Origin of the sequence: Sphingomonas sp. R647, from assembly GCF_020177055.1 — a bacterium.
Taxonomy (GTDB): Bacteria; Pseudomonadota; Alphaproteobacteria; order Sphingomonadales; family Sphingomonadaceae; genus Sphingomonas.
The window spans coordinates 191,751-211,135 of the sequence record NZ_JAIQXT010000004.1 but is presented as its reverse complement, the minus strand read 5'-3'; the positions used below and the strand labels follow the sequence as shown (position 1 = coordinate 211,135).

Below are 19,385 nucleotides of genomic sequence, written 5' to 3'. Positions count from 1 at the left end.
CGACCCATGATCTGATAGAGGGTGTTAGGCAAGGCTTGCATCCTATCAGGGGTTTGTTCCGACCATGTTGACCGTCCCGTCCCGGCTCGTATTCGCCGCGGCGCTGCTGTGCGTAGCGCTTCCGGCCGGCGCCCAGCGCTTTTCCGAAAGCTACAACTTCCTGAAAGCGGTGCGCGAGCAGGATGGCAACAAGGTCACCGAATTCCTCAACGCGCCCGGCCAGACGATCGTCAACGCCAAGGACGACAAGGGCGAAGCGGCGATTCACATCGTTACCAAGCGTCGCGACATGACCTATCTCCGCTTTATCCTCGCCCGCGGGGGCAATGTGAATCTGCAGGATTCCGCAGGCAACACCCCGTTGATGCTCGCGGTGGATGCCGCGTGGGACGAGGGGATCCGCGAAATCATTACGCGCAAGGCGAACGTCAACCTGGGCAATAATGGTGGCGAGACCCCGTTGATGCGCGCGGTACAGCGCCGCGATGGCGAGCTGGTCCAGCTGTTGCTGACCAGCGGCGCCGACCCCGACATGGTCGATCGGCTCGCCGGCATGAGTGCACGCGACTATGCCGCCCGCGACACCCGCGCTCCGGCGATCGCGGAAGCGCTCAAGAACGCGCCCAAGATCAAGAAGCGCGCCGTCTCGGGCCCCAGCTTCTAAACTTACCCCCGACCGGGGACCTCGGCATCGGGATCGGTCAGCGTGATCACCCGCCGCGCCGCGCGGCGGGCGAACGCCAGCGTGCATTTGCGCCGCGTCGCGCTCGCCAGCGGCACGGTCCGCGCCTCCCGCACGATCGCCGCGTCGTAGCGGTCGGCGACGATCAGGCCGGCGCGTTCGGGCAGAAAATCGGGGCGCTCGAGCGGCGCCAGGTCGAACCCCGCCGGCACCGCCCAGAAATAGCGGTCGCAATGCGCCAGATAGTCGGTCCATTTGCCGTCACCGATCAGGTCGGCGCGCGACACCTTGACCTCGACGATCACGATCTCGCCACGCACATTGAGCGCCATCAGGTCGGCGCGCCGGCCATCGCCCAGCGGCACCTCCGCCATCGCGACGCAATCGTGGCGCAACAGCATCCGGCACACGCCGCGCGTGACATCGGCGGCAATCAGCGGCGCGGTCGCCGGATCGGGCTCAGCGGCAACGGAAAAGGCCGGGGAAGGGTGCGAAACCATCCCCGGCCTTTAGAACATTTGCCGAACAAACAAAAGCCTGTCCGCCGCGTTTCAGCGATAGAAGATGTGGTTCCCGACGCTGCCGACGCGCGCGCGGCGCCAGCCGGGCGAGACATAGCGGGCATGGAAGAACAATGCGTTCGACACGCGGCTGTCCCAGGCATCGTCGCGCGCGACCTGTGCCACGGCGAGCGCGGTCTTCCACGCACGGGCGCTGGCCGGCGGCTGCGGCAGGCGGCCGCCACGGACGAAGGAGAACTGGCCACGTTGCGTCAGCACGCCGCACACCGATGCCGGAAAGCGGCCCGATTTTGCGCGGTTGAGGATGACTTCGGCGACCGCGAGCTGGCCCTCCAGCGGTTCACCCTTGGATTCATAATAGACGCCGATCGCGAGGCAGTTGAGCTCGGCATCGGCGGCGACCGCGTCCTGCGCGGCAACGGCGGCGGCGAGCGTCGCATGGGTCTCAGTATCGGAATCGTCCGCCATCTCGGCGGTGATGGCCTGAGCATCGTCCGCTTCGAGCGCGGCGAGCGATTCGGCCATGGTCGGAACCTGTTCGGTTGCCGCTTCGTTGATCGCCTGAACCGGCGTCTTATCGGCTTCCGCAGCTACGCCAGGGGCCGTTGCACCAATGCCGGCGGCAAGGGTGAGAGTCGTGGCCGCGATGATCGCAGCCCGGAACGAAAAAGACATTCAACATCGATACTATGCGGTTGGTGCGCGATCTGATCCCCCGATGTGCATGTGCACGGACCGATCGGGCTTGCCCCCCGACTGCGTAACCCCCGGTCTCTGACCCCGACGGCACAACGCTATTAAATTGTCGCGCGCCTCTGCCGACCATGTTGCAATGCGTCAAGCACCGATGATCGTTTCAGCGGCGAACCGTTCTGCCGACGCGATATCCAGTTCCAGCACCCACAGGTCCGGATCGCGACTGCGCCGCCGTTGCCAATAGTCGCCGACCGCGCCCGGATCGTCGAACTGCAACGGGCCGCTGCGCACCAACGTGGCCTTGCCATCGGGCCCGATTCCCCGCTCGAAAACGCGCGGATCGATGCCGCGATCGAGCGCCAACACCAGGATCGCCCCGGCCTCGGCATCCCCTTTTGCCAGCACCATCGCGCTGCCACCCTCGGCATTCACGCGCCGGATCAGCGCGTTGACGATCAGCCCGCTGGCGAGCCGCGCGCTCATCGGGCGATGCGATAACCGGGCAGCCCGGCCAGCGCGATGCGCGATTTCATGAACGTGCCCGTGCCCCGCGCCGCCTCTTCCCCCGATGCGTCGATCAGCCGCGCCTCCGCGACGAACACCCGCCGCTGGCCGCTGACCCAGCGCCCCTCGGCAATCACCGGCCCCGGACCCAATGGCCGCGTGAACAACAGGTTGAACGCGGTCGTCAGCAGGAACCGGTCGGTGACCAGGCTGTTCGCGGCATAGAACGCCGCATCGTCGAGCATCTTGAAATAGCTCGTCCCATGCGCCGCGCCGCCGGCATGGAAATGGCGTTCGTCGATCGTGAAATGGATTCGCGCCACCCCGGCCTGCGGGATCTCCAGCCGCGATTCGAACATCCGGTTGATCGGGGCCGCTGCATAAAGCGATTCAAGCGCACGGTGATGCGCCTCCGCCCCCACCGCGCGTGCGGCATCAGGCAGCGGCGTCACGTGCTTCGCTTCCGGCGAGCAGGGCATAGATTGCGTCGGCCGACCCCGCCCCGCGCAGCTTGGCGGTAAACCCACGGTCGCGCAGCCGCCGCGAGACCCGCGCGAGTGCTTTCAAATGTTCGGCCCCGGCGTTGACGGGCGAGAGCAGCATGAACACCAGATCGACCGGACTATCGTCCACCGCCCCGAAATCGACCGGCTTGTCGAGCCGCATCATCACGCCGCGCACCGCATCCAGCCCCTCGATCCGGCCATGCGGGATCGCAATCCCGCCGCCGAAACCGGTCGTACCCAGCCGCTCGCGCGCAGCCAGCTGCGCAGCGACGGTCGTCGCGTCGAGGCCATAGACCCGCGCCGCGATGTCGGCGAGCAGCGCGAAGAGTTTCTTCTTGCTGCCCGCCGTCACGCCCGAGGCAACCGCCTCGGGCGTCACCAGATCATGGAGATCCTGCATCGTGCTGGGTCAGGCCGCCCGGTTGGGTTCGACCCATCCGATCGTGCCGTCGGTGCGGCGATAGACCATGTTGTAGTTGCCGGTGCCGCTGTTCTTGAACAGCAGCGCATTGGTATTGCGCAGGTCCAGCATCATCACCGCGTCCGAAACGCTGGCGTCGGGCACATCGACGCGGGTCTCGGCGATGATCGCCGGGGCGTCGGCCGCTTCCTCCTCTTCCTCGGCCTGGAACACGGTATAGCCCGCGTCGAAATCGGCCATCATCGCCTGCGCCTGGCCGTTGTTGCGGTCCTTCAGGCGGCGCATGTAGCGGCGCAGCTGCTTTTCGATCTTGTCGGCAGCACCGTCAAAGGCGAGGTGCGCTTCCTGTGCGGCATGCGCGCCCTTGAGCACCAGGCCCTGCATCACATGCGCGACGATGTCGCAGGTAAAGCCATAATCGTGCGGACCCTTGCCAAAGGTGACGTTGGCCGAGATCGCCCGCGCGAAATACTTCTCAGCGATACCCTGGAGCCGGTCGTCCACGTGCTGCCTCAGCGCATCGCCCGTGTCCACCTGATGACCAGAAACCCGGATATCCATATTTTCCTCCGTCCTAACAAGAGGAGCACCTAGGAATGGGGGCCGACAGCGTCAACCGGACGCCGCCGTTCCCCAGACAGGGTCCTCGAACCCGGCCATAAACGCCGAATGGCGCGCCAGTTCCTCCGCGCTCGGCGTAAAAATGCGCGCCGGGCGTATATTGCTCTTAGCCGATGCGACGGTGATCCGGTCAGGCCCGGTAGTTTCACCCACCGCCAGCCCCAGCGCGATCTGCCGTCCGCCGGTCAATTCGATGAACACCTGCGCCAGCAACTGCGCATCGAGCAACGCGCCGTGCAGCTCGCGCGCCGACAGGTCGACGCCATAGCGCACGCACAGCGCATCGAGCGTATGCTTGGCACCAGGATGCTTGGTCCGTGCGATCTGCAGCGTGTCAACGATGCGGTCGACCGTCAGGATCGCGCGGCCGCACGCCTTCAGCTCGCCGTTCATGAAGCCCAGGTCGAACATCGCATTGTGCGCGATCAGCGGACAATCGCCCAGAAACTCGATCAGTTCGTCGCAAATCTCGTGAAAGCGCGGCTTGTCGGCCAGGAACGCCTCCGACAGGCCATGCACCGCAAACGCCTCGACCGGCATGTCGCGATCGGGGTTCACATAGCGGTGGAAATGCCGGCCGGTCGGCACCCGGTTGATCAGCTCGACACAGCCGATCTCCACCAGCCGGTGCCCGGCGCTGTAGCTCAGGCCGGTTGTTTCGGTGTCGAACACGATTTCACGCATGCCCTGCTTATCCGCCCGTTTGGCCAGTGAGGCAAGCGATCACCGCCGCAACTTCGGCACGCGTCGCGTCTTTCGTGCCGCCGGTGGAGATCACGAAATCGGCGCGCGCGCGCTTTTCGGCGTCGGGCATCTGCCGCGCGAGGATCGACTCGAACCGCTCCACCGTCATCCCCGGCCGCGCCAGCACGCGCTCACGCTGAACCTCTGGCGGCGCCGAGACGACGATGATCTTGTCGACCTGCCGCCACCCCCCGGCCTCGAACAACAGCGGCACATCGAGCAGCACCAAAGGCTGGTCGGAATTGGCCTTGAGAAATTCATTGCGCGCATGCGCAACGGCAGGATGGACGATCCCCTCCAGCCGCTTGAATGCCTCCGGATTACCGAACACCGCCTCGCCGAGCAGCGTGCGGTCCACGCCCAGCTCGGTCGTCGTATCGGGAAACTCCGCCTCGATCTGCGCGACCAGCGCACCGCCCGGTCCCTGCAGCCGATGCACTTCGGCATCGGCATCGAACACCGGCACCCCAGCATCGGCGAACATCGCCGCAACGGTGGACTTGCCCATGCCGATCGAACCGGTGAGGCCGAGGACGAGGCTCATTTCAGCAGTAGCGTCCGCAGCTCTGCATCATGCTCGCGCGGTGCCGCCTTGCCAAAGAACAGCTCGAACGCCAGCGCCGCCTGCCCGATCAGCATCTCCAGCCCATCGACCGTCTCCAGCCCGCGCGCCCGCGCCGCCGCGAGCAGCCCGGTCTCAAGTGGCGCATAGACCGCGTCATAGACCAAAGCATCTTCGGGCAGGGTCGACAAATCGAGGTCGAGCGGCGGGTGCCCGACCATCCCCAGCGAGCTAGCATTGACCAGCAGCGCGACCGGCGGCAGCGGCGCGTCGAGCGCCACGACATCGCCCTTCAACCCAAAGGTCGCGAGCAGCCCCATTGCCTTCAGCGGAGATCGGTTGAGGACCGTCACATGGCCGACCCCGGCTCGCGACAATGCGAACAGGATCGCGCGCGCCGCGCCGCCTGCACCAACCACCGCGACCGGCGCACCCTCAAGGTCGAACTCGGCGATCGGGGCGTAGAAGCCTGCCGCATCGGTGTTGGTACCGATCAGCGCGCCGTCCGCCCCGCGAAACACCGTGTTCACCGCCCCGATGCTCATCCGTACCCCACCCGGATCGGGCACATGGTCGAGCGCGGCGACCTTGTGCGGCGCGGTGATGTTGCACCCGCGCCAGTGCGGATCGTCGCGCCGCGCGGCAAAGAACTCGCCCAGCCCCTCGGGCGTTACCAATGTCTTGGTATAGCGCGCATCGATCCCGAGCTTGTCGATCCAGAAGCCATGGATCAGCGGCGATTTGGATTGCGCGATCGGGTCGCCGATCACCTCGGCGTGAGGAATGGTCATGACGTCAATTGGCCTCTGGTTCGCAGATAATCGAGGATGTTGAGCAACGGCATGCCCAGGATCGTGTAATGGCTGCCCTCGATCCGGCTGAACAGCTGCACCCCCAGCCCCTCGACCCGGTAGCAGCCGACGCAGCCCGCAATCGCCGGCCATTCCGCGTCGAGATACTCGGCGATGAACGGGTCCGACAGCGGTCGCACCCACATCCGCGCGCGATCGACATGCCGCCACACCGCGCGGCCATTCTCCGCGATCACCGCGGCGCTGTAGAGATCGTGGCGCTTGCCCGACAACAGCTTCAGATGGCGTTCGGCATCCGCACGATCGACCGGCTTGTCGAGCAACGTCCCGTCCTCGATCGCCACCACCGAATCCCCGCCGAGCACCAACGTGCCCGGGATGCGCTGGCTGATCTTGATCGCCTTCATCTCGGCCAGCGCATCGGCCAAGTCGCGCGGCGCGACTTCTCCCAGCCCCGCCTTGACCGCATCCTCGTCGACATGCGCCGGCAACGCCTCATGCGCCACGCCTGCGGCATTCAGCATCGCCCGCCGCGATGCGCTGGTGGATGCAAGCACGATCATGCCATGGAATCCGGATGCCGCGCCGCCGCGGTCGCGCGCTCGTTCGACATGGTGATGATCGCCGCCGCGGTTTCCTCGATCGACCGCCGCGTCACGTCGATCACCGGCCAGCCATTGTCGGCGAACATGCGCCGGGCATAGGCGACCTCCTTCTGCACGGCTTCCTGCTCGATATAGCTGGTCTCATCCTGCTGGTTGAGCGCGAGCAGCCGGTTGCGCCGCACTTGGATCAGGCGCTCGGGACTGGTGGTCAGCCCGACCACCATCGGGTTTTTGAGGCGATACAGCAGGTCGGGCGGCGGCGATTGCGGCACGATCGGGATGTTGGCAACCTTGAGCCCGCGATTGGCGAGATAGATCGATGTCGGCGTCTTCGACGTGCGCGACACGCCGGCGAGCACGATGTCGGCCTCCTCCCAATTCTCCCAGTTGACGCCATCGTCATGCGCAATCGTGAACTGGATCGCATCGACCCGCGCAAAATAGGCGGCATCGAGCATATGCTGCCGCCCCGGCCGCGCCTTCATCTCCTGCCCCAGCAGGTTGGACAGCGCATGGTTGACCGGATCGAGCGGCGCCACGGCAGGCAACCCGATCGCGCGGCACCGCGTCTCGAGCTGGCGGCGGATCTCAGGGTTCACCAGCGTGAAGATCACCAGCCCCGGATTTTGCGCAATCTCGGCCAGAATGCGCTCAAGATGCGTTTCGCTGCGCACCATCGGCCAGAAATGGCGCAGCACCTCGACATCATCGAACTGCGCGAGCGCGGCCTTGGCGATATTCTCCAGCGTCTCGCCGGTGGAGTCGGAGAGGAGATGCAGGTGCAATTTCACCCGAAAATGCCCTGTCTGGACGGATCTGTGGAAAACATGGGGGAAATCGCTAGCGCAACCCGCCGGACCCGCCAAGCGGGGGAGTCCATCCACGCTCCGGGTCATTCATCCACAGCCGGCTCCACAGCGCGGCGATCCTGCGCACAGCCTGTGGATAATGTGGACGGTTGAATCGAATCGCCGTGGAATCGCGTGAGTCAGCGCGGTCAATCTGTTGGCAGAATGGGCATGAACGCCTAAGCCCCAGCATCCACGCGCCAACTAACATCTACAGTCTATTAGAATCTTATTTCTTTCTTTTGTTGAGAGACGAGCGGTCCGGTGACTCCCAAAAATCTACTCCGAGTGCTGTCAGGGGAACGCGTCGATGCGCCCCCCATGTGGCTCATGCGTCAGGCAGGCCGCTATCTCCCCGAATATCGCGCACTCCGGGCGGAGAAGGGCGGCTTCCTCGAACTGGTCAACGACAGCGACGCCGCGGCTGAGGTCACGCTTCAACCAATCCGCCGCTTCGGCTTCGACGGCGCGATCCTGTTCTCGGACATCCTCGTCGTGCCCCACGCACTCGGCCAGGATCTGTGGTTCGAGGCGGGGGAGGGGCCACGCCTTGCCCCCAAGCTGGTCGATCATGCCCTGGAAAGCCTCACAGCGGCCCCACAGCGGCTCGACCCGGTCTATGGCACCGTGACCCGCGTCGCCGCCGCTTTGCCGCCTGAGGTGACGTTTCTGGGCTTTGCAGGAAGTCCCTGGACCAACGCGACGTACATGGTCGCCGGGCAGGGGAGTCGCGACCAGAGCGAGACGCGCCGCATGGCCTATGCCGATCCGGGCGCGTTTCAGGCGATTATCGACGCGATCGTCGCCATGTCGATCGACTATCTCGCCAAGCAGATCGAGGCGGGGGTCGAGGCGGTGCAGCTGTTCGACAGCTGGGCGGGGTCGCTTAGCCCTGCGCAATTCGAACGCTGGGTGATCGCCCCCAACGCCGCAATCGTCGCCGGCCTGCGCGCCCGCTGCCCGCACGCCAAGATCATCGGATTCCCCAAGGGCGCCGGCGGCAAGCTCGCCGCCTATGCCCGTGAAACCGGGGTCGACGCGATCGGCCTCGATGAAACCGTTGATCCCGTTTGGGCGCACCGCGAACTCCCCGCCGGCATGCCGGTGCAGGGCAATCTCGATCCGCTCGCGCTGATCGCCGGCGGGGAGGAGCTCAAGGCAGCGGTGACCCGCGTCATTGATGCCCTGCGCGAGCGCCCCCATATCTTCAACCTGGGCCACGGCATCCAGCAGGATACGCCGATCGCCCATGTCGAACAGCTGATCGGCATCGTGAGGGGCACGCACGCATGAGCGGATTTCTGGGCAATGCCTGGCTGTGGATGAAGGCCGCGCACGTCATCTTCGTCATCTTCTGGATGGCCGGCCTGTTCATCCTGCCGCGCTACCTCGTCCACCATCAGGAGGCGCTGGCCGATCCGGTGCAGGCGAAAGCATGGGCCGAACGCGAAGCCAAATTGCGCCGCGTCATCCTCACACCGTCGCTGATAATCGTCTGGGTCCTTGGCCTCGCGCTAGCGGTCAATCTCGGCTTGCTAGAAGGCGGGTCGGGCCTCGGCTGGCTCCACGCCAAGCTGCTGCTCGTCCTGCTCCTCTCGGGCTATCATGGCTGGGCGATCGGCTATTCGAAGAAGCTGACGGCGGGGCAGGGGCCGCTGACCAGCAAGCAGCTGCGCCTCGCCAATGAGATCCCGGCGATCTTCGTCGCGCTGATCGTGATCCTCGCGGTGGTGCGTCCGTTCTGATCGCTTGACTTGATGGAGGGCGAATCCTAATCCGCTATGGTCGCGTCGCCGTTCTGGCGGCGGCCCGGCGTCCCTCCTTTTTTCCTCAAGCCATCGCCTCCCGCGCGTCCAAACGCCCGAAAACCCTGCAGCGATCGCCAGACGGACTTCTCCCATGCACTTAAAAGATTTGAAGAAAACCGCGCCCGCCGAACTGGTGACGATGGCCGAGGAACTCGGCGTCGAGAGCGCTTCGACGCTGCGCAAGCAGGATTTGATGTTCGCCATCCTTAAGGCTCAGGCCGAGAATGGCGAGCTGATCATGGGTGAGGGCACGATCGAGGTGCTCACCGATGGCTTCGGCTTCCTGCGCAGCCCGCAGTCGAACTATCTCGCTGGCCCCGACGACATTTACGTTTCGCCCAATCAGGTCCGCAAATTCGGCCTGCGCACCGGCGACACGGTCGAAGGCGAGATCCGCGCGCCCAAGGATGGCGAGCGCTATTTTGCCCTGACCAAGCTGGTCAGCGTCAATTTCGACGACCCCGACGTCGTCCGCCACCGCGTCAATTTCGACAACCTCACGCCGCTCTATCCCGACAGCAAGCTGACGCTCGACCCGGCCGATCCGACGCAAAAGGACAAGTCGGCGCGTGTCATCGACATCGTCTCGCCGCAGGGCAAGGGCCAGCGCACGCTGATCGTCGCGCCGCCGCGCGTCGGCAAGACGGTGATGCTGCAGAACATCGCCAAGGCGATCACCGACAACCACCCCGAAATCTTCCTGCTCGTCCTGCTGATCGACGAACGCCCCGAGGAAGTCACCGACATGCAGCGCAGCGTGAAGGGCGAGGTGGTCAGCTCGACCTTCGACGAACCCGCCACGCGTCACGTCGCCGTCGCTGAAATGGTGATCGAGAAGGCCAAGCGCCTGGTTGAGCACAAAAAGGATGTCGTCATCCTGCTCGACTCGATCACCCGCCTCGGCCGTGCTTACAACACCGTGGTCCCAAGCTCGGGCAAGGTGCTGACCGGCGGTGTCGACGCCAACGCGCTCCAGCGTCCCAAGCGCTTCTTCGGCGCCGCGCGCAATATTGAGGAGGGCGGTTCGCTCTCGATCATCGCCACCGCGCTGATCGATACCGGCAGCCGCATGGACGAAGTGATCTTCGAAGAGTTCAAGGGCACCGGCAACTCCGAAATCGTCCTCGACCGCAAGGTGGCGGACAAGCGCATCTTCCCGGCGCTCGATGTCGGCAAGTCCGGCACGCGCAAGGAAGAGCTGCTGCTCGACAAGCCGACCCTGTCGAAAATGTGGGTCCTGCGCCGCATCCTCATGCAGATGGGCACCACCGACGCGATGGAGTTCCTGCTCGACAAGATGAAGGATTCGAAGACCAACGAAGACTTCTTCGACAGCATGAACCAGTAAACGCGGGCAGATCGTTGTTTACGCGGCGGCGCGGTCGTTATGGCCGCGCCGTTCGCATTTTGCGGGTGAAACGCTTCACCCGCCGCAACGTTGATCCCGCGCGGGCTTGACCGCGCGATGGTGAACGGCTTTGTCCGTCACCAACAATCAAACAGGGAAATCCATGCAGGAAATCTGGGGCCATATCGTCGCCGACTTCGCCGGCCTGTTCTCGGGCAGCGGGTCCGCCTGGCTGGCATTCGGCCAGGTCATTTTGATCGACATCGTCCTTGCGGGCGACAATGCGATCGTCATCGGTGCGCTTGCTGCGGGTCTGCCTGCGGATCAGCGCAAGAAGGTCATCCTGATCGGCATCATCGCCGCGCTGGTGCTGCGCATCGGCTTTGCGCTGGTGGTGACGCAGCTGATGGCGATCGTCGGCCTGATCTTCGCCGGCGGCGTGCTGCTGCTGTGGGTAGCGTGGAAGATGTGGCGTGAGATCGGCCATGGCGGCGAAAGCGCCGGTTCGCCCGAAATTGCGGGCGACGAGCATTCGGGCCTGAAGCCGGCCAAGAGCTTTGCCGGCGCCGCCTGGGCAGTGGCCGTCGCCGACGTCTCGATGAGCCTCGACAACGTTCTCGCGGTCGCAGGGGCGGCGCGCGACCATCCGGGCATCCTGATGGTCGGCCTGGTCATCGCAGTCGCGCTGATGGGCGTCGCGGCGAACATCATCGCCAAATATATCGAACGCTTCCGCTGGATCGCGTGGATCGGTCTGCTGGTGATCGTCTATGTCGCCGGGTCGATGATCTATACCGGGATCACCGATCAGGATGTGGGGCTGCTTCAGCTTTTCCGCTAAGGCATTGATCTGAAAACAGGAAAGGGCGGCGTCCGCGAGGATGCCGCCCTTTTTCGTGTCAGCCGATATGTTCGGCAAAGAACGCTTCGGTCCGGCTGTCGGCCAGCTGCGCTGCGGCATCCGATCGGCGCTTGCCCATCTCGGTGGCAAAGCCATGGTCTTCGCCCGGATAGTCGTGGAGCGTCACCTTGGGGTGATCGTCCAGACCTTCATGCATCGCCTGCTGCGTCGCGGCGGGGACGAACCCATCGTCGCCGGCAATGTGAAGCATCAGCGGGTTGGCGATGGCGTGCTTTTCACCGAGCAGCCCGTCGACGCCCACGGCATAATAGCCGACGCTGGCATCGCTATCGGTGCGGGCGGCGGTCATGAAGGCGAGGCGACCGCCGAGGCAATAGCCGGTGACCCCGACCTTGCCGCCGCTGGCGTCGCGCGCCGCGCGGATCGTGGCCTCGATATCGGCGACGCCCTTGTCCTGGTCGAACTTGCCCATCCAGTCGAGCGCCTGCTTGAACTCCGCTTCGACATCGGGATCGAGGTCGATGCCGGGCTCAAGCCGCCAGAACAGGTCCGGGGCAAACGCGACATAGCCGAGCGACGCGAAATGATCGCATTTGCGCCTTATGCCTTCGTTCACGCCAAAGATTTCCTGGATCACGACGATCGCGCCACGCGGGGTGCCCTCGGGATCTGCACGATAGGCGGCGAAGCTGCCGCTTCCGTCGATAGCGTCGATTTCGATAGTCGGCATGAAACTCTCCTTGGTCAGCGGTGGCGCTGCTCGTGATCGAGCAGCCATTGCTTGGTGGCGGGGCCATCGCCCGCGGAATAACTCCCCAGCGCGCCGCCGGCAGCGGTCACCCTGTGGCATGGAATGATGACGGGAAGCGGATTGCGTGCGCACAGCTGCCCGATCGCACGCGCGCCGGACCCCAACCTTTTCGCTAGTTCGCCATAGCTCGCGGTCTCGCCATAGCCGAGCGCAACCAGCCCGGCGCGCAGGTCGCGTCCGCGCGCTGAGGCGATGGCCGGGAGTGGCAGGTCGAAAGCCTTGAGATCGCCCGCGAAATAGGCGTGAATCTGTTCACAGGCCGCCCGAACGGGATCGGTTGCTCCGGCCAGCGGCGGCGCGTCGCCGCCCAATGTCACGCGCAGCACCATGCTTTCATCCCCTTCGATCCGGATCAGGCCGATGGGCGTTGCGATCAGGGCATGGTCGCGCGCATACATGGGCTGAGCGTAGGGCAGGGGATGCTTCGGGCTCAAGTGGAGAAGACGGTATGAAGATCAATGTCGAGGTCGACTGCACCCCCGAAGAGGCGCGCCGTGCGATGGGCCTGCCCGATTTCACCCCGGTCCATGACCGCTACATCCAGATGATGATCGATTCGATCGACAAGGGCGGGGTCAATCCCGAGCTGCTCGAGAATATGATGAAGAGCTGGACCCCGATGGGTGAGGCGGGGATGAACTTCTGGCGCGGCATGTTCGATATGGGCAAGCGTAGCGGCAGCGAGTGAGCGACACGATCTTCGCGCTGTCGAGCGGGGCACCGCCCGCCGGCATCGCGGTTATCCGCATTTCCGGCCCTGAGGCATTCGCGGCGGTGACGCGGCTGGCGGGTGAGCTCCCGTCACCGCGTCGCGCATCGCTGCGGACCCTGCGGCATGATGGCGAAGCGCTCGACCGCGCGCTGGTGCTCGTTTTCCCCGGCCCCGCGACGGCGACCGGCGAGGATCTTGCTGAGTTGCACCTTCACGGTGGTCGCGCCGTAGTGCGCGCGGTTGAGGCAGCGCTGGCGGCAAGCCCGGGACTGCGCGGCGCCGAACCCGGCGAGTTCACCCGCCGCGCGCTGACCAACGGCCGTATCGACCTGACCGAAGCCGAGGGCCTGGGCGACCTGCTCGCCGCCGAAACCGAAATGCAGCGCCGCACCGCGCTGCGCGCCGCCGAGGGCGGCGTTCGCGCGCGGATCGACGCGTGGGCGGCGCGCGCCCTGCGTCTCTCGGCGCTGGTCGAGGCAATGCTCGATCATGCCGATGAGGATGATGTGGCGGGCGAGGGCGATGTTCTCACTACCGTGCAGCGCGACGCGTTGACACTCGCGGCGGAGATCGAGGCTGTAACCGCGCAGCCGCCGGTCGAACGCATTCGCGATGGCATCCGTATCGTGCTGGCGGGACAACCCAATGCTGGCAAATCGACCTTGCTTAACGCGCTGGCCGGACGTGAGGCGGCAATCGTCTCGCCGCTGGCAGGAACGACGCGCGACCGGATCGAGGTCCCGGTGATGCGTGACGGCATTGCCTATCTGCTGACCGACACCGCCGGCCTCCACGCCGCACCTGCGGATATCGTCGAGGAGATCGGCATTGCCCGCGCCCGGTCCGCGATCGAGAGCGCTGACCTCGTCCTGTGGCTCGACGATGCGCCATTGCCCACCGAATTGGCGGACCTGTCACATCTCCTGATTTATCCTCGTGCCGACGCACCCGGACGGGAGGCGGGCGCCACCGATCGCCTGTCCGTGTCGGCGGAGACGGGGCAGGGGGTTGAAGCCCTGTGGAATGCCATCGCGGCGCTCTCCGCCGCGTTGCTTCCCCCTTCCGACAGCGTCGCACTGAACATCCGGCAGCGCTCGCTCGCAGAGCAGTCCGCTGTCGCATTGCACGCTGCCGCCGCGCAGGATGAGTTGCTGCTCGCCGCCGAGGAACTGCGCGCGGCGCTGCGGGCGTTCCATCGCATCACCGGCGCGGCGGATGTCGAGGCGATGCTCGACGCCTTGTTCGGACGCTTCTGCATCGGCAAGTGAGTGTTCCACGTGGAACGCTTTTGACCTGACCCCCGCGCGGGGCTATGCGACAGCCATGCACAGGTTCGATGTGATCGTGATCGGCGGCGGCCATGCCGGTACCGAAGCCGCAGCTGCGGCTGCGCGCTGCGGTGCGCGGACGGCGCTCGTCACCTTCGATTCCGCAATGATCGGGGCCATGTCGTGCAATCCCGCAATCGGCGGGCTTGGAAAGGGCCATCTGGTCCGCGAAGTCGATGCGCTCGACGGGCTGATTGCCCGCGCCGCCGACGCCGCCGCGATCCACTACCGCCTGCTCAATCGCTCCAAGGGACCCGCGGTGCAGGGTCCGCGCGTTCAGGCCGACCGCGTCCGCTACGCTGCGGCGATCCAGACGATGCTCGCGGCCCAGCAGGGGTTGGAGATTGTCGAAGGCGAGGCGGTCTCCCTCGCCCTGGAGGGCGTGCGCATCGCCGGCATCGCGCTTGCCGACGGCACCACGCTGCATGCCCGCGCTGTCATCCTCGCCAGCGGTACCTTCCTCGGCGGCCGCATCTTCCGTGGCGAAGAACGCGAGACCGGTGGCAGGGTAGGGGAGCGTGCCGCGACCGCCCTCGGCGTTCAACTGCGCGATTGCGGCCTCCCCATCACCCGCCTCAAGACCGGGACGCCCCCCCGGATCGATGGCCGCACGATCGACTGGGGCGCGCTCGACGAGCAACCGAGCGATGCCGACGATTGGCGGATGTCGCCAATGACGTCGGGACCTCGCCTCCCCCAACTCGCCTGCGCGATCACCCGCACCACGCTAGAGACCCATGAGATCATCCGCGGCGGCCTCGACCGCTCACCCCTGTTCAGCGGCGCGATCGAAGCCGGGGGCCCCCGCTATTGCCCCTCGATCGAGGACAAGATCTTCCGCTTTGGCGACCGCGACGGCCATCAGATCTTCCTCGAGCCGGAGGGGCTGGCGACGCACCTCGTCTATCCCAATGGCCTCTCCACCTCGCTCCCCACCGACGTCCAGGCCGCAATGATCGCCTCGATCCCCGGCCTCGACCGCGCACAGATCGTAACCCCCGGCTATGCCGTCGAATACGACCATGTCGATCCGCGCGCGCTGTCGCATCAGCTTGAGAGCCGCGACCTGCCCGGCCTCTATTGTGCAGGCCAGATCAACGGCACCACCGGATATGAAGAGGCGGCCGCACAGGGGCTGGTCGCTGGCATCAACGCCGCAGCCGCAGTCCTCGGCCGCGCGCCCACCGTCTTCCCGCGCGAGCTCAGCTATATCGGCGTTATGGTAGACGACCTCACGCTACAGGGCGTGACCGAACCCTATCGCATGCTCACCGCGCGCGCCGAGCACCGCCTCTACCTCCGCGCTGACAACGCCCAGACACGCCTTGCCCCGCTCGGAGAGGCGGCCCAGTGCCTCCGCCCCGACCGTCGCGCGTTCATCGCCACGCGCGTCAGCGAACGCGCTCGCCTAGACGCGGTGTTCAACGACACCCGCACAGCCCACGCACTCGGCCAGGCTGGCGCACCGGTTTCCCAAGATGGTGCCCGCCGCACCGCCTTCGAATGGCTACGCTTCCCTTCGGTCACCCTCGAACATCTGGGTATCGATACCGGTGACGCCGATCCGGCAATCCTGTCCGAGCTGATCGAAGACGCCCGCTACGCACCCTATCTCGAGCGCCAGGCGCAGGAGACCGCGGCAATGCAGCGCGCTGACGGCACGCGCATTCCAGCAGCGCTCGACTATGCCGCAGTTCCGGGCCTGTCCAACGAGATGGTCGAACGCCTCGGAACCGCACGCCCTGACACGATCGGCGACGCAGCCCGCGTGCGCGGAATCACACCCGCGGCGTTGACCGCAATCCTCCTCCATGTGAAGCGCGCTGCATGACCGAAGATGAAGCCCGCGACTGGATCCGCACCCGCACAGATGTTTCACGTGAAACACGGCTTGCCGCATTCGTGGACCTGCTGCGCGACGAGGCGACCCGCCAGAACCTTGTGTCCCCCTCGACGCTCGAGCAAATCTGGGCCCGCCACATTGTCGATTCGGCCCAACTGCTCGACCATATCGATCCCGGCGGCGTCTGGCTCGACATCGGCAGCGGCGCAGGGCTCCCCGGAATCGTCCTCGCCATCCTCCGCGACGAGCCCGTCGAGCTGGTCGAGCCGCGCAAGCTACGCACCGCCTTCCTCCAGCATTGCGCCGATACCCTCGGCCTTACCAACGTCACGATCCACACCGCCAAGGTCGAACGGACGAAGGGGCGCGCAAGCGTCATCACCGCCCGCGCCGTTGGCACCCTCGACACACTGTTCCGCATCGCCCGCCACCGCAGCGATCGCTCCACAATCTGGGTGCTCCCCAAAGGCCGAAACGCGCAATCGGAGGTGGAAGATGCGCAGCTATGGTGGCAAGGTTCGTTCCACGTGGAACCGAGCGTGACCGCACCGGACTCGCTCATCATCGTTGCCAAAGAGGTGCGCCCGAGATGATCTGCATCGCGATTGCAAATCAGAAGGGCGGTGTGGGGAAGACCACGACCGCGATCAACGTCGGCACCGCGCTCGCCGCGACCGGCAAGCGGGTGTTGCTGCTCGACCTCGACCCGCAGGGCAATTGCTCCACCGGCCTCGGCATCGGCCGCGCCGATCGCGAGCGTTCGACATACGACCTGCTGATCGGCGAGACCAATCTTGAGAATGTGTTTGTCCCCACCCGCGTCCCCGGTCTCGACATCGTCCCCGCCACGGTCGACCTGTCGGGCGCGGAAATTGAACTGATCGAGTTCGAGGCGCGCACCCACCGCCTCGCCACCGCGATCGAGCGCAGCGCAAAGCGCTGGGACGTGGTGCTGATGGATTGCCCGCCGTCGCTGGGCCTGCTCACGATCAACGCGATGGTCGCCTCCGACGCGCTGCTCGTCCCGCTGCAGTGCGAGTTCTTCGCGCTCGAAGGGCTCAGCCAGCTGCTCACCACCGTCGAGCGCATTCGCGGGCGCTTCAACCCTGGCCTGTCGATCCTCGGCGTCGTCCTCACCATGTACGACCGCCGCAACCGGCTGACCGATCAGGTCGCCGATGACGTCCGCGCGGTGCTGGGTAAGGTGGTGTTCGACACCGTCATCCCCCGCAACGTCCGCCTCTCCGAAGCCCCGAGCCACGGCCTGCCCGCGCTGATCTACGATTATCGCTGCGCCGGGTCGGAAGCTTATATCGCCCTTGCGCGCGAAGTGATCGATCGCCTGCCCAAGCTGAAGAAGGCCGCATGACCGAAGAGACACCGCAAGAGGCCACCACGCCCGCTGCCTCGCCACTCAGCACCCGCAAGGCGCGTCCGGGCCTTGGCCGCGGCCTCAGCGCGCTTTTGGGCGATGCCGAGCGCGAAGAGCCCGTCCGTCCCGGCACCGAACCGTCGATGGGCGTGCGCATGCTCCCGGTCAGCTCGCTCGCGCCGCACCCCGAACAGCCGCGCCGCCATTTCGATGAGGATGCGCTGGAAGAGCTCGCCAAATCGATCGCGATGCGCGGGCTGATTCAGCCGATCGTCGTGCGCCCGCACGGCAAGGACTATCAGATTGTCGCCGGCGAACGCCGCTGGCGCGCGGCGCAGCGCGCGCGGCTGCACGAGGTACCGGTCATCGTCCGTGATCTGGATGAGGCGCAGACGATCGAGATCGCGATCGTCGAGAATATCCAGCGCGAGGATTTGAACGCGATCGAGGAGGCCGAGGCCTATTCCAAGCTGATCAACGATTTCGGCCACAGCCAGGAGGCGCTGGCCAAGATCGTCCACAAATCGCGCAGCCACATCGCCAATTTGATCCGCCTGCTCGACCTGCCGCAAAGCGTGCGTGAGCGCGTGGTCGAAGGCGCGCTGACCATGGGCCATGCCCGCGCCCTGATCGGCGCGCCGGACCCCGAAAAGCTCGCCAAGATCGTCGTCGAACGCGACCTGTCGGTCCGCGAAACCGAGAAGCTCGCCCGCGAAGCCAAGCCGCGCGCGGCGGGGAAGGGCGGCGAACGCAGCGGCGGCACCGCCAACGCCGATATCGTCGCGCTGGAACGCCAGCTGGGCGACGTGCTCGGCCTCAACGTCAAGATCAACTTTGGCGAAAAGGGCGGTGCGCTGACGCTCGCCTATTCGACGCTGGATCAGCTGGACATGATCTGCCAGCGCCTGACGGGTGAAAAAATCTAACTATATCAGCGGTTTACGTTCATGTCGCCGCGCATTCTAATCTTCTTAGCCCCTCCCGCTTGCGGGAGGGGTTGGGGAGGGTCTTCTTCGTCTTCTTCTTCGATCTCGCAGCCTGCCCTTCACTCAGAACGAAGACCCTCACCCAACCCCTCCCGCGAAGCCGGGAGAGGGCCAAGAGCAGCACGCCCGCATTCGGCTCTTTGCCGCGCATTCGCCTAACCTGAGTGAGATGCGTACCAACGCCGCGCCATCCCAATCGTCACCCCGGCCCTGTGCCGGGGTCCACCGGGCGGCAAGCGCGAAACTCCAGCTTCAATCCGCTGCGCGTGATGATGCGTGGACCCCGGAACAAGTCCGGGGTGACCGAGACATTTCGCGACAATGCTAACGCTAACCGTGCCCGTGCATCGTCGCGGTGGACGGCAAATCACGAAAGCCGCCATCCGCCAAATGGGTCAGCACGCGCGAGCCAGCGTATATCATCCACTGCTCTTCGGATGGATCGCCACCATAGGGCCAGGTTTCGAGCGCCAACCCACCATCAAACAGGAATGCGGATCGACCGCTAGGTGGCTCGACGCTAATGTCCGACAGGCAGTGTTGGTTCAGAGTAGAGACCGCGCGCTTGATGGAGCTGCTGTCACTTTCCGACCACGCGAGTTCAACGCCTTCGCGAAGGATCTGCCAATTGCAGCAATATATCCAGACGTGCCATTCGCCATAGCCCTCGCGGACTGGCGACGGAGCACCGAACTCAAGGGTCAAAAAGCTGCCAAAGCCTTGATTCGCGCCCCACACCGGCAAGCCGATCATTGGCTCAATGAACGCGAAAGCGGCACGATCCATTCCGCCA

At 65.5% G+C, this 19,385-nt stretch carries 25 protein-coding genes; 11 read left to right on the top strand and 14 right to left on the bottom strand.

From position 1 onward, the window contains the following. Window positions 1-64: 64 nt before the first annotated feature. Window positions 65-664 carry an ankyrin repeat domain-containing protein gene (locus K9B35_RS11110; protein WP_224921909.1) on the top strand — a complete coding sequence of 200 codons (600 nt, stop codon included), beginning with the start codon at window positions 65-67 and terminating at the stop codon, window positions 662-664. A gap of 2 nt (window positions 665-666) precedes the next feature. On the opposite strand, the gene K9B35_RS11105 is transcribed toward K9B35_RS11110, so the two are convergent. The 11 genes from K9B35_RS11105 to K9B35_RS11055 form a co-directional block, all read right to left on the bottom strand. Next, window positions 667-1,182, bottom strand: coding sequence for an MmcB family DNA repair protein (locus K9B35_RS11105; protein WP_224921908.1), 516 nt, complete (start codon window positions 1,180-1,182; stop codon window positions 667-669). 51 nt (window positions 1,183-1,233) lie between these two features. Beyond that, window positions 1,234-1,878, bottom strand: coding sequence for a cell wall hydrolase (locus K9B35_RS11100; RefSeq protein ID WP_224921907.1), 645 nt, complete (start codon window positions 1,876-1,878; stop codon window positions 1,234-1,236). Window positions 1,879-2,040: 162 nt separating this feature from the next. Next, on the bottom strand, window positions 2,041-2,382 hold the full coding sequence (locus K9B35_RS11095) for a DUF1491 family protein (protein WP_224921906.1): 342 nt from the start codon (window positions 2,380-2,382) through the stop codon (window positions 2,041-2,043). Next, window positions 2,379-2,882, bottom strand: a complete 504-nt coding sequence (locus tag K9B35_RS11090) for a PaaI family thioesterase (protein ID WP_224921905.1) — start codon at window positions 2,880-2,882, stop codon at window positions 2,379-2,381. The genes K9B35_RS11095 and K9B35_RS11090 overlap by 4 nt, the downstream gene beginning before the upstream one ends. Next, the gene (locus K9B35_RS11085) at window positions 2,839-3,309 is read right to left on the bottom strand and encodes a PTS sugar transporter subunit IIA (RefSeq protein ID WP_224921904.1); all 471 of its coding nucleotides are present in this window, start codon (window positions 3,307-3,309) and stop codon (window positions 2,839-2,841) included. The genes K9B35_RS11090 and K9B35_RS11085 overlap by 44 nt, the downstream gene beginning before the upstream one ends. 9 nt (window positions 3,310-3,318) lie before the next feature. Then, window positions 3,319-3,891: a ribosome hibernation-promoting factor, HPF/YfiA family gene (gene hpf, locus K9B35_RS11080; protein WP_224921903.1), complete on the bottom strand. Its 573-nt coding sequence runs from the start codon at window positions 3,889-3,891 to the stop codon at window positions 3,319-3,321. A 51-nt stretch (window positions 3,892-3,942) separates the two neighbouring features. After that, window positions 3,943-4,635, bottom strand: coding sequence for a DNA polymerase III subunit epsilon (gene dnaQ, locus K9B35_RS11075; RefSeq protein ID WP_224921902.1), 693 nt, complete (start codon window positions 4,633-4,635; stop codon window positions 3,943-3,945). Between the two features lie 7 nt (window positions 4,636-4,642). Continuing rightward, window positions 4,643-5,239, bottom strand: coding sequence for a dephospho-CoA kinase (gene coaE, locus K9B35_RS11070; RefSeq protein WP_224921901.1), 597 nt, complete (start codon window positions 5,237-5,239; stop codon window positions 4,643-4,645). Beyond that, window positions 5,236-6,048, bottom strand: a complete 813-nt coding sequence (locus tag K9B35_RS11065) for a shikimate dehydrogenase family protein (RefSeq protein WP_224921900.1) — start codon at window positions 6,046-6,048, stop codon at window positions 5,236-5,238. Before K9B35_RS11065 ends, coaE begins: the two co-directional genes overlap by 4 nt. Beyond that, the gene (locus tag K9B35_RS11060) at window positions 6,045-6,632 is read right to left on the bottom strand and encodes a Maf family protein (RefSeq protein WP_224921899.1); all 588 of its coding nucleotides are present in this window, start codon (window positions 6,630-6,632) and stop codon (window positions 6,045-6,047) included. The genes K9B35_RS11065 and K9B35_RS11060 overlap by 4 nt, the downstream gene beginning before the upstream one ends. Further along, on the bottom strand, window positions 6,629-7,465 hold the full coding sequence (locus K9B35_RS11055) for a pyruvate, water dikinase regulatory protein (protein WP_224921898.1): 837 nt from the start codon (window positions 7,463-7,465) through the stop codon (window positions 6,629-6,631). Before K9B35_RS11055 ends, K9B35_RS11060 begins: the two co-directional genes overlap by 4 nt. A 321-nt stretch (window positions 7,466-7,786) precedes the next feature. Here K9B35_RS11055 and hemE point away from each other — a divergent pair, with 321 nt between their 5' ends. The 4 genes from hemE (at window position 7,787) to K9B35_RS11035 (ending at window position 11,519) form a co-directional block, all read left to right on the top strand. Further along, the gene (gene hemE, locus K9B35_RS11050; RefSeq protein ID WP_224921897.1) at window positions 7,787-8,815 is read left to right on the top strand and encodes a uroporphyrinogen decarboxylase; all 1,029 of its coding nucleotides are present in this window, start codon (window positions 7,787-7,789) and stop codon (window positions 8,813-8,815) included. Continuing rightward, window positions 8,812-9,267 (top strand): CopD family protein, encoded by a 456-nt coding sequence (locus K9B35_RS11045; RefSeq protein ID WP_224921896.1) that lies wholly within the window; start codon window positions 8,812-8,814, stop codon window positions 9,265-9,267. Before hemE ends, K9B35_RS11045 begins: the two co-directional genes overlap by 4 nt. A 154-nt stretch (window positions 9,268-9,421) precedes the next feature. Then, the gene (gene rho, locus K9B35_RS11040) at window positions 9,422-10,678 is read left to right on the top strand and encodes a transcription termination factor Rho (protein WP_224921895.1); all 1,257 of its coding nucleotides are present in this window, start codon (window positions 9,422-9,424) and stop codon (window positions 10,676-10,678) included. Between the two features lie 163 nt (window positions 10,679-10,841). Continuing rightward, window positions 10,842-11,519 (top strand): TerC family protein, encoded by a 678-nt coding sequence (locus K9B35_RS11035; RefSeq protein WP_224921894.1) that lies wholly within the window; start codon window positions 10,842-10,844, stop codon window positions 11,517-11,519. Window positions 11,520-11,577: 58 nt separating this feature from the next. Here the strand turns inward: K9B35_RS11035 and K9B35_RS11030 are convergent, their stop codons facing one another. Then, window positions 11,578-12,270, bottom strand: coding sequence for a dienelactone hydrolase family protein (locus tag K9B35_RS11030; protein WP_224921893.1), 693 nt, complete (start codon window positions 12,268-12,270; stop codon window positions 11,578-11,580). A 14-nt stretch (window positions 12,271-12,284) separates the two neighbouring features. After that, a complete protein-coding gene (locus tag K9B35_RS11025) occupies window positions 12,285-12,749 on the bottom strand; it encodes a methylated-DNA--[protein]-cysteine S-methyltransferase (RefSeq protein WP_224921892.1) in 465 nt (154 codons plus the stop codon). 50 nt (window positions 12,750-12,799) lie between these two features. Here K9B35_RS11025 and K9B35_RS11020 point away from each other — a divergent pair, with 50 nt between their 5' ends. Genes K9B35_RS11020 through K9B35_RS10995 form a run of 6 tightly spaced genes read left to right on the top strand, consistent with a single transcriptional unit; the run spans window position 12,800 to window position 18,532 of the window. Next, window positions 12,800-13,039 carry a DUF6489 family protein gene (locus K9B35_RS11020; protein WP_224921891.1) on the top strand — a complete coding sequence of 80 codons (240 nt, stop codon included), beginning with the start codon at window positions 12,800-12,802 and terminating at the stop codon, window positions 13,037-13,039. Beyond that, window positions 13,036-14,331 carry a tRNA uridine-5-carboxymethylaminomethyl(34) synthesis GTPase MnmE gene (mnmE, locus tag K9B35_RS11015; protein ID WP_224921890.1) on the top strand — a complete coding sequence of 432 codons (1,296 nt, stop codon included), beginning with the start codon at window positions 13,036-13,038 and terminating at the stop codon, window positions 14,329-14,331. Before K9B35_RS11020 ends, mnmE begins: the two co-directional genes overlap by 4 nt. 55 nt (window positions 14,332-14,386) lie before the next feature. Beyond that, a complete protein-coding gene (gene mnmG / locus K9B35_RS11010; protein ID WP_224921889.1) occupies window positions 14,387-16,222 on the top strand; it encodes a tRNA uridine-5-carboxymethylaminomethyl(34) synthesis enzyme MnmG in 1,836 nt (611 codons plus the stop codon). Then, window positions 16,219-16,827 (top strand): 16S rRNA (guanine(527)-N(7))-methyltransferase RsmG, encoded by a 609-nt coding sequence (gene rsmG, locus K9B35_RS11005; protein WP_224921888.1) that lies wholly within the window; start codon window positions 16,219-16,221, stop codon window positions 16,825-16,827. Before mnmG ends, rsmG begins: the two co-directional genes overlap by 4 nt. After that, window positions 16,824-17,603: a ParA family protein gene (locus K9B35_RS11000; protein WP_224921887.1), complete on the top strand. Its 780-nt coding sequence runs from the start codon at window positions 16,824-16,826 to the stop codon at window positions 17,601-17,603. The genes rsmG and K9B35_RS11000 overlap by 4 nt, the downstream gene beginning before the upstream one ends. Then, window positions 17,600-18,532, top strand: a complete 933-nt coding sequence (locus tag K9B35_RS10995) for a ParB/RepB/Spo0J family partition protein (protein ID WP_224921886.1) — start codon at window positions 17,600-17,602, stop codon at window positions 18,530-18,532. The genes K9B35_RS11000 and K9B35_RS10995 overlap by 4 nt, the downstream gene beginning before the upstream one ends. Before the next feature lie 390 nt (window positions 18,533-18,922). On the opposite strand, the gene K9B35_RS10990 is transcribed toward K9B35_RS10995, so the two are convergent. Then, window positions 18,923-19,378 carry a hypothetical protein gene (locus K9B35_RS10990; RefSeq protein ID WP_224921885.1) on the bottom strand — a complete coding sequence of 152 codons (456 nt, stop codon included), beginning with the start codon at window positions 19,376-19,378 and terminating at the stop codon, window positions 18,923-18,925. Window positions 19,379-19,385: the final 7 nt, after the last annotated feature.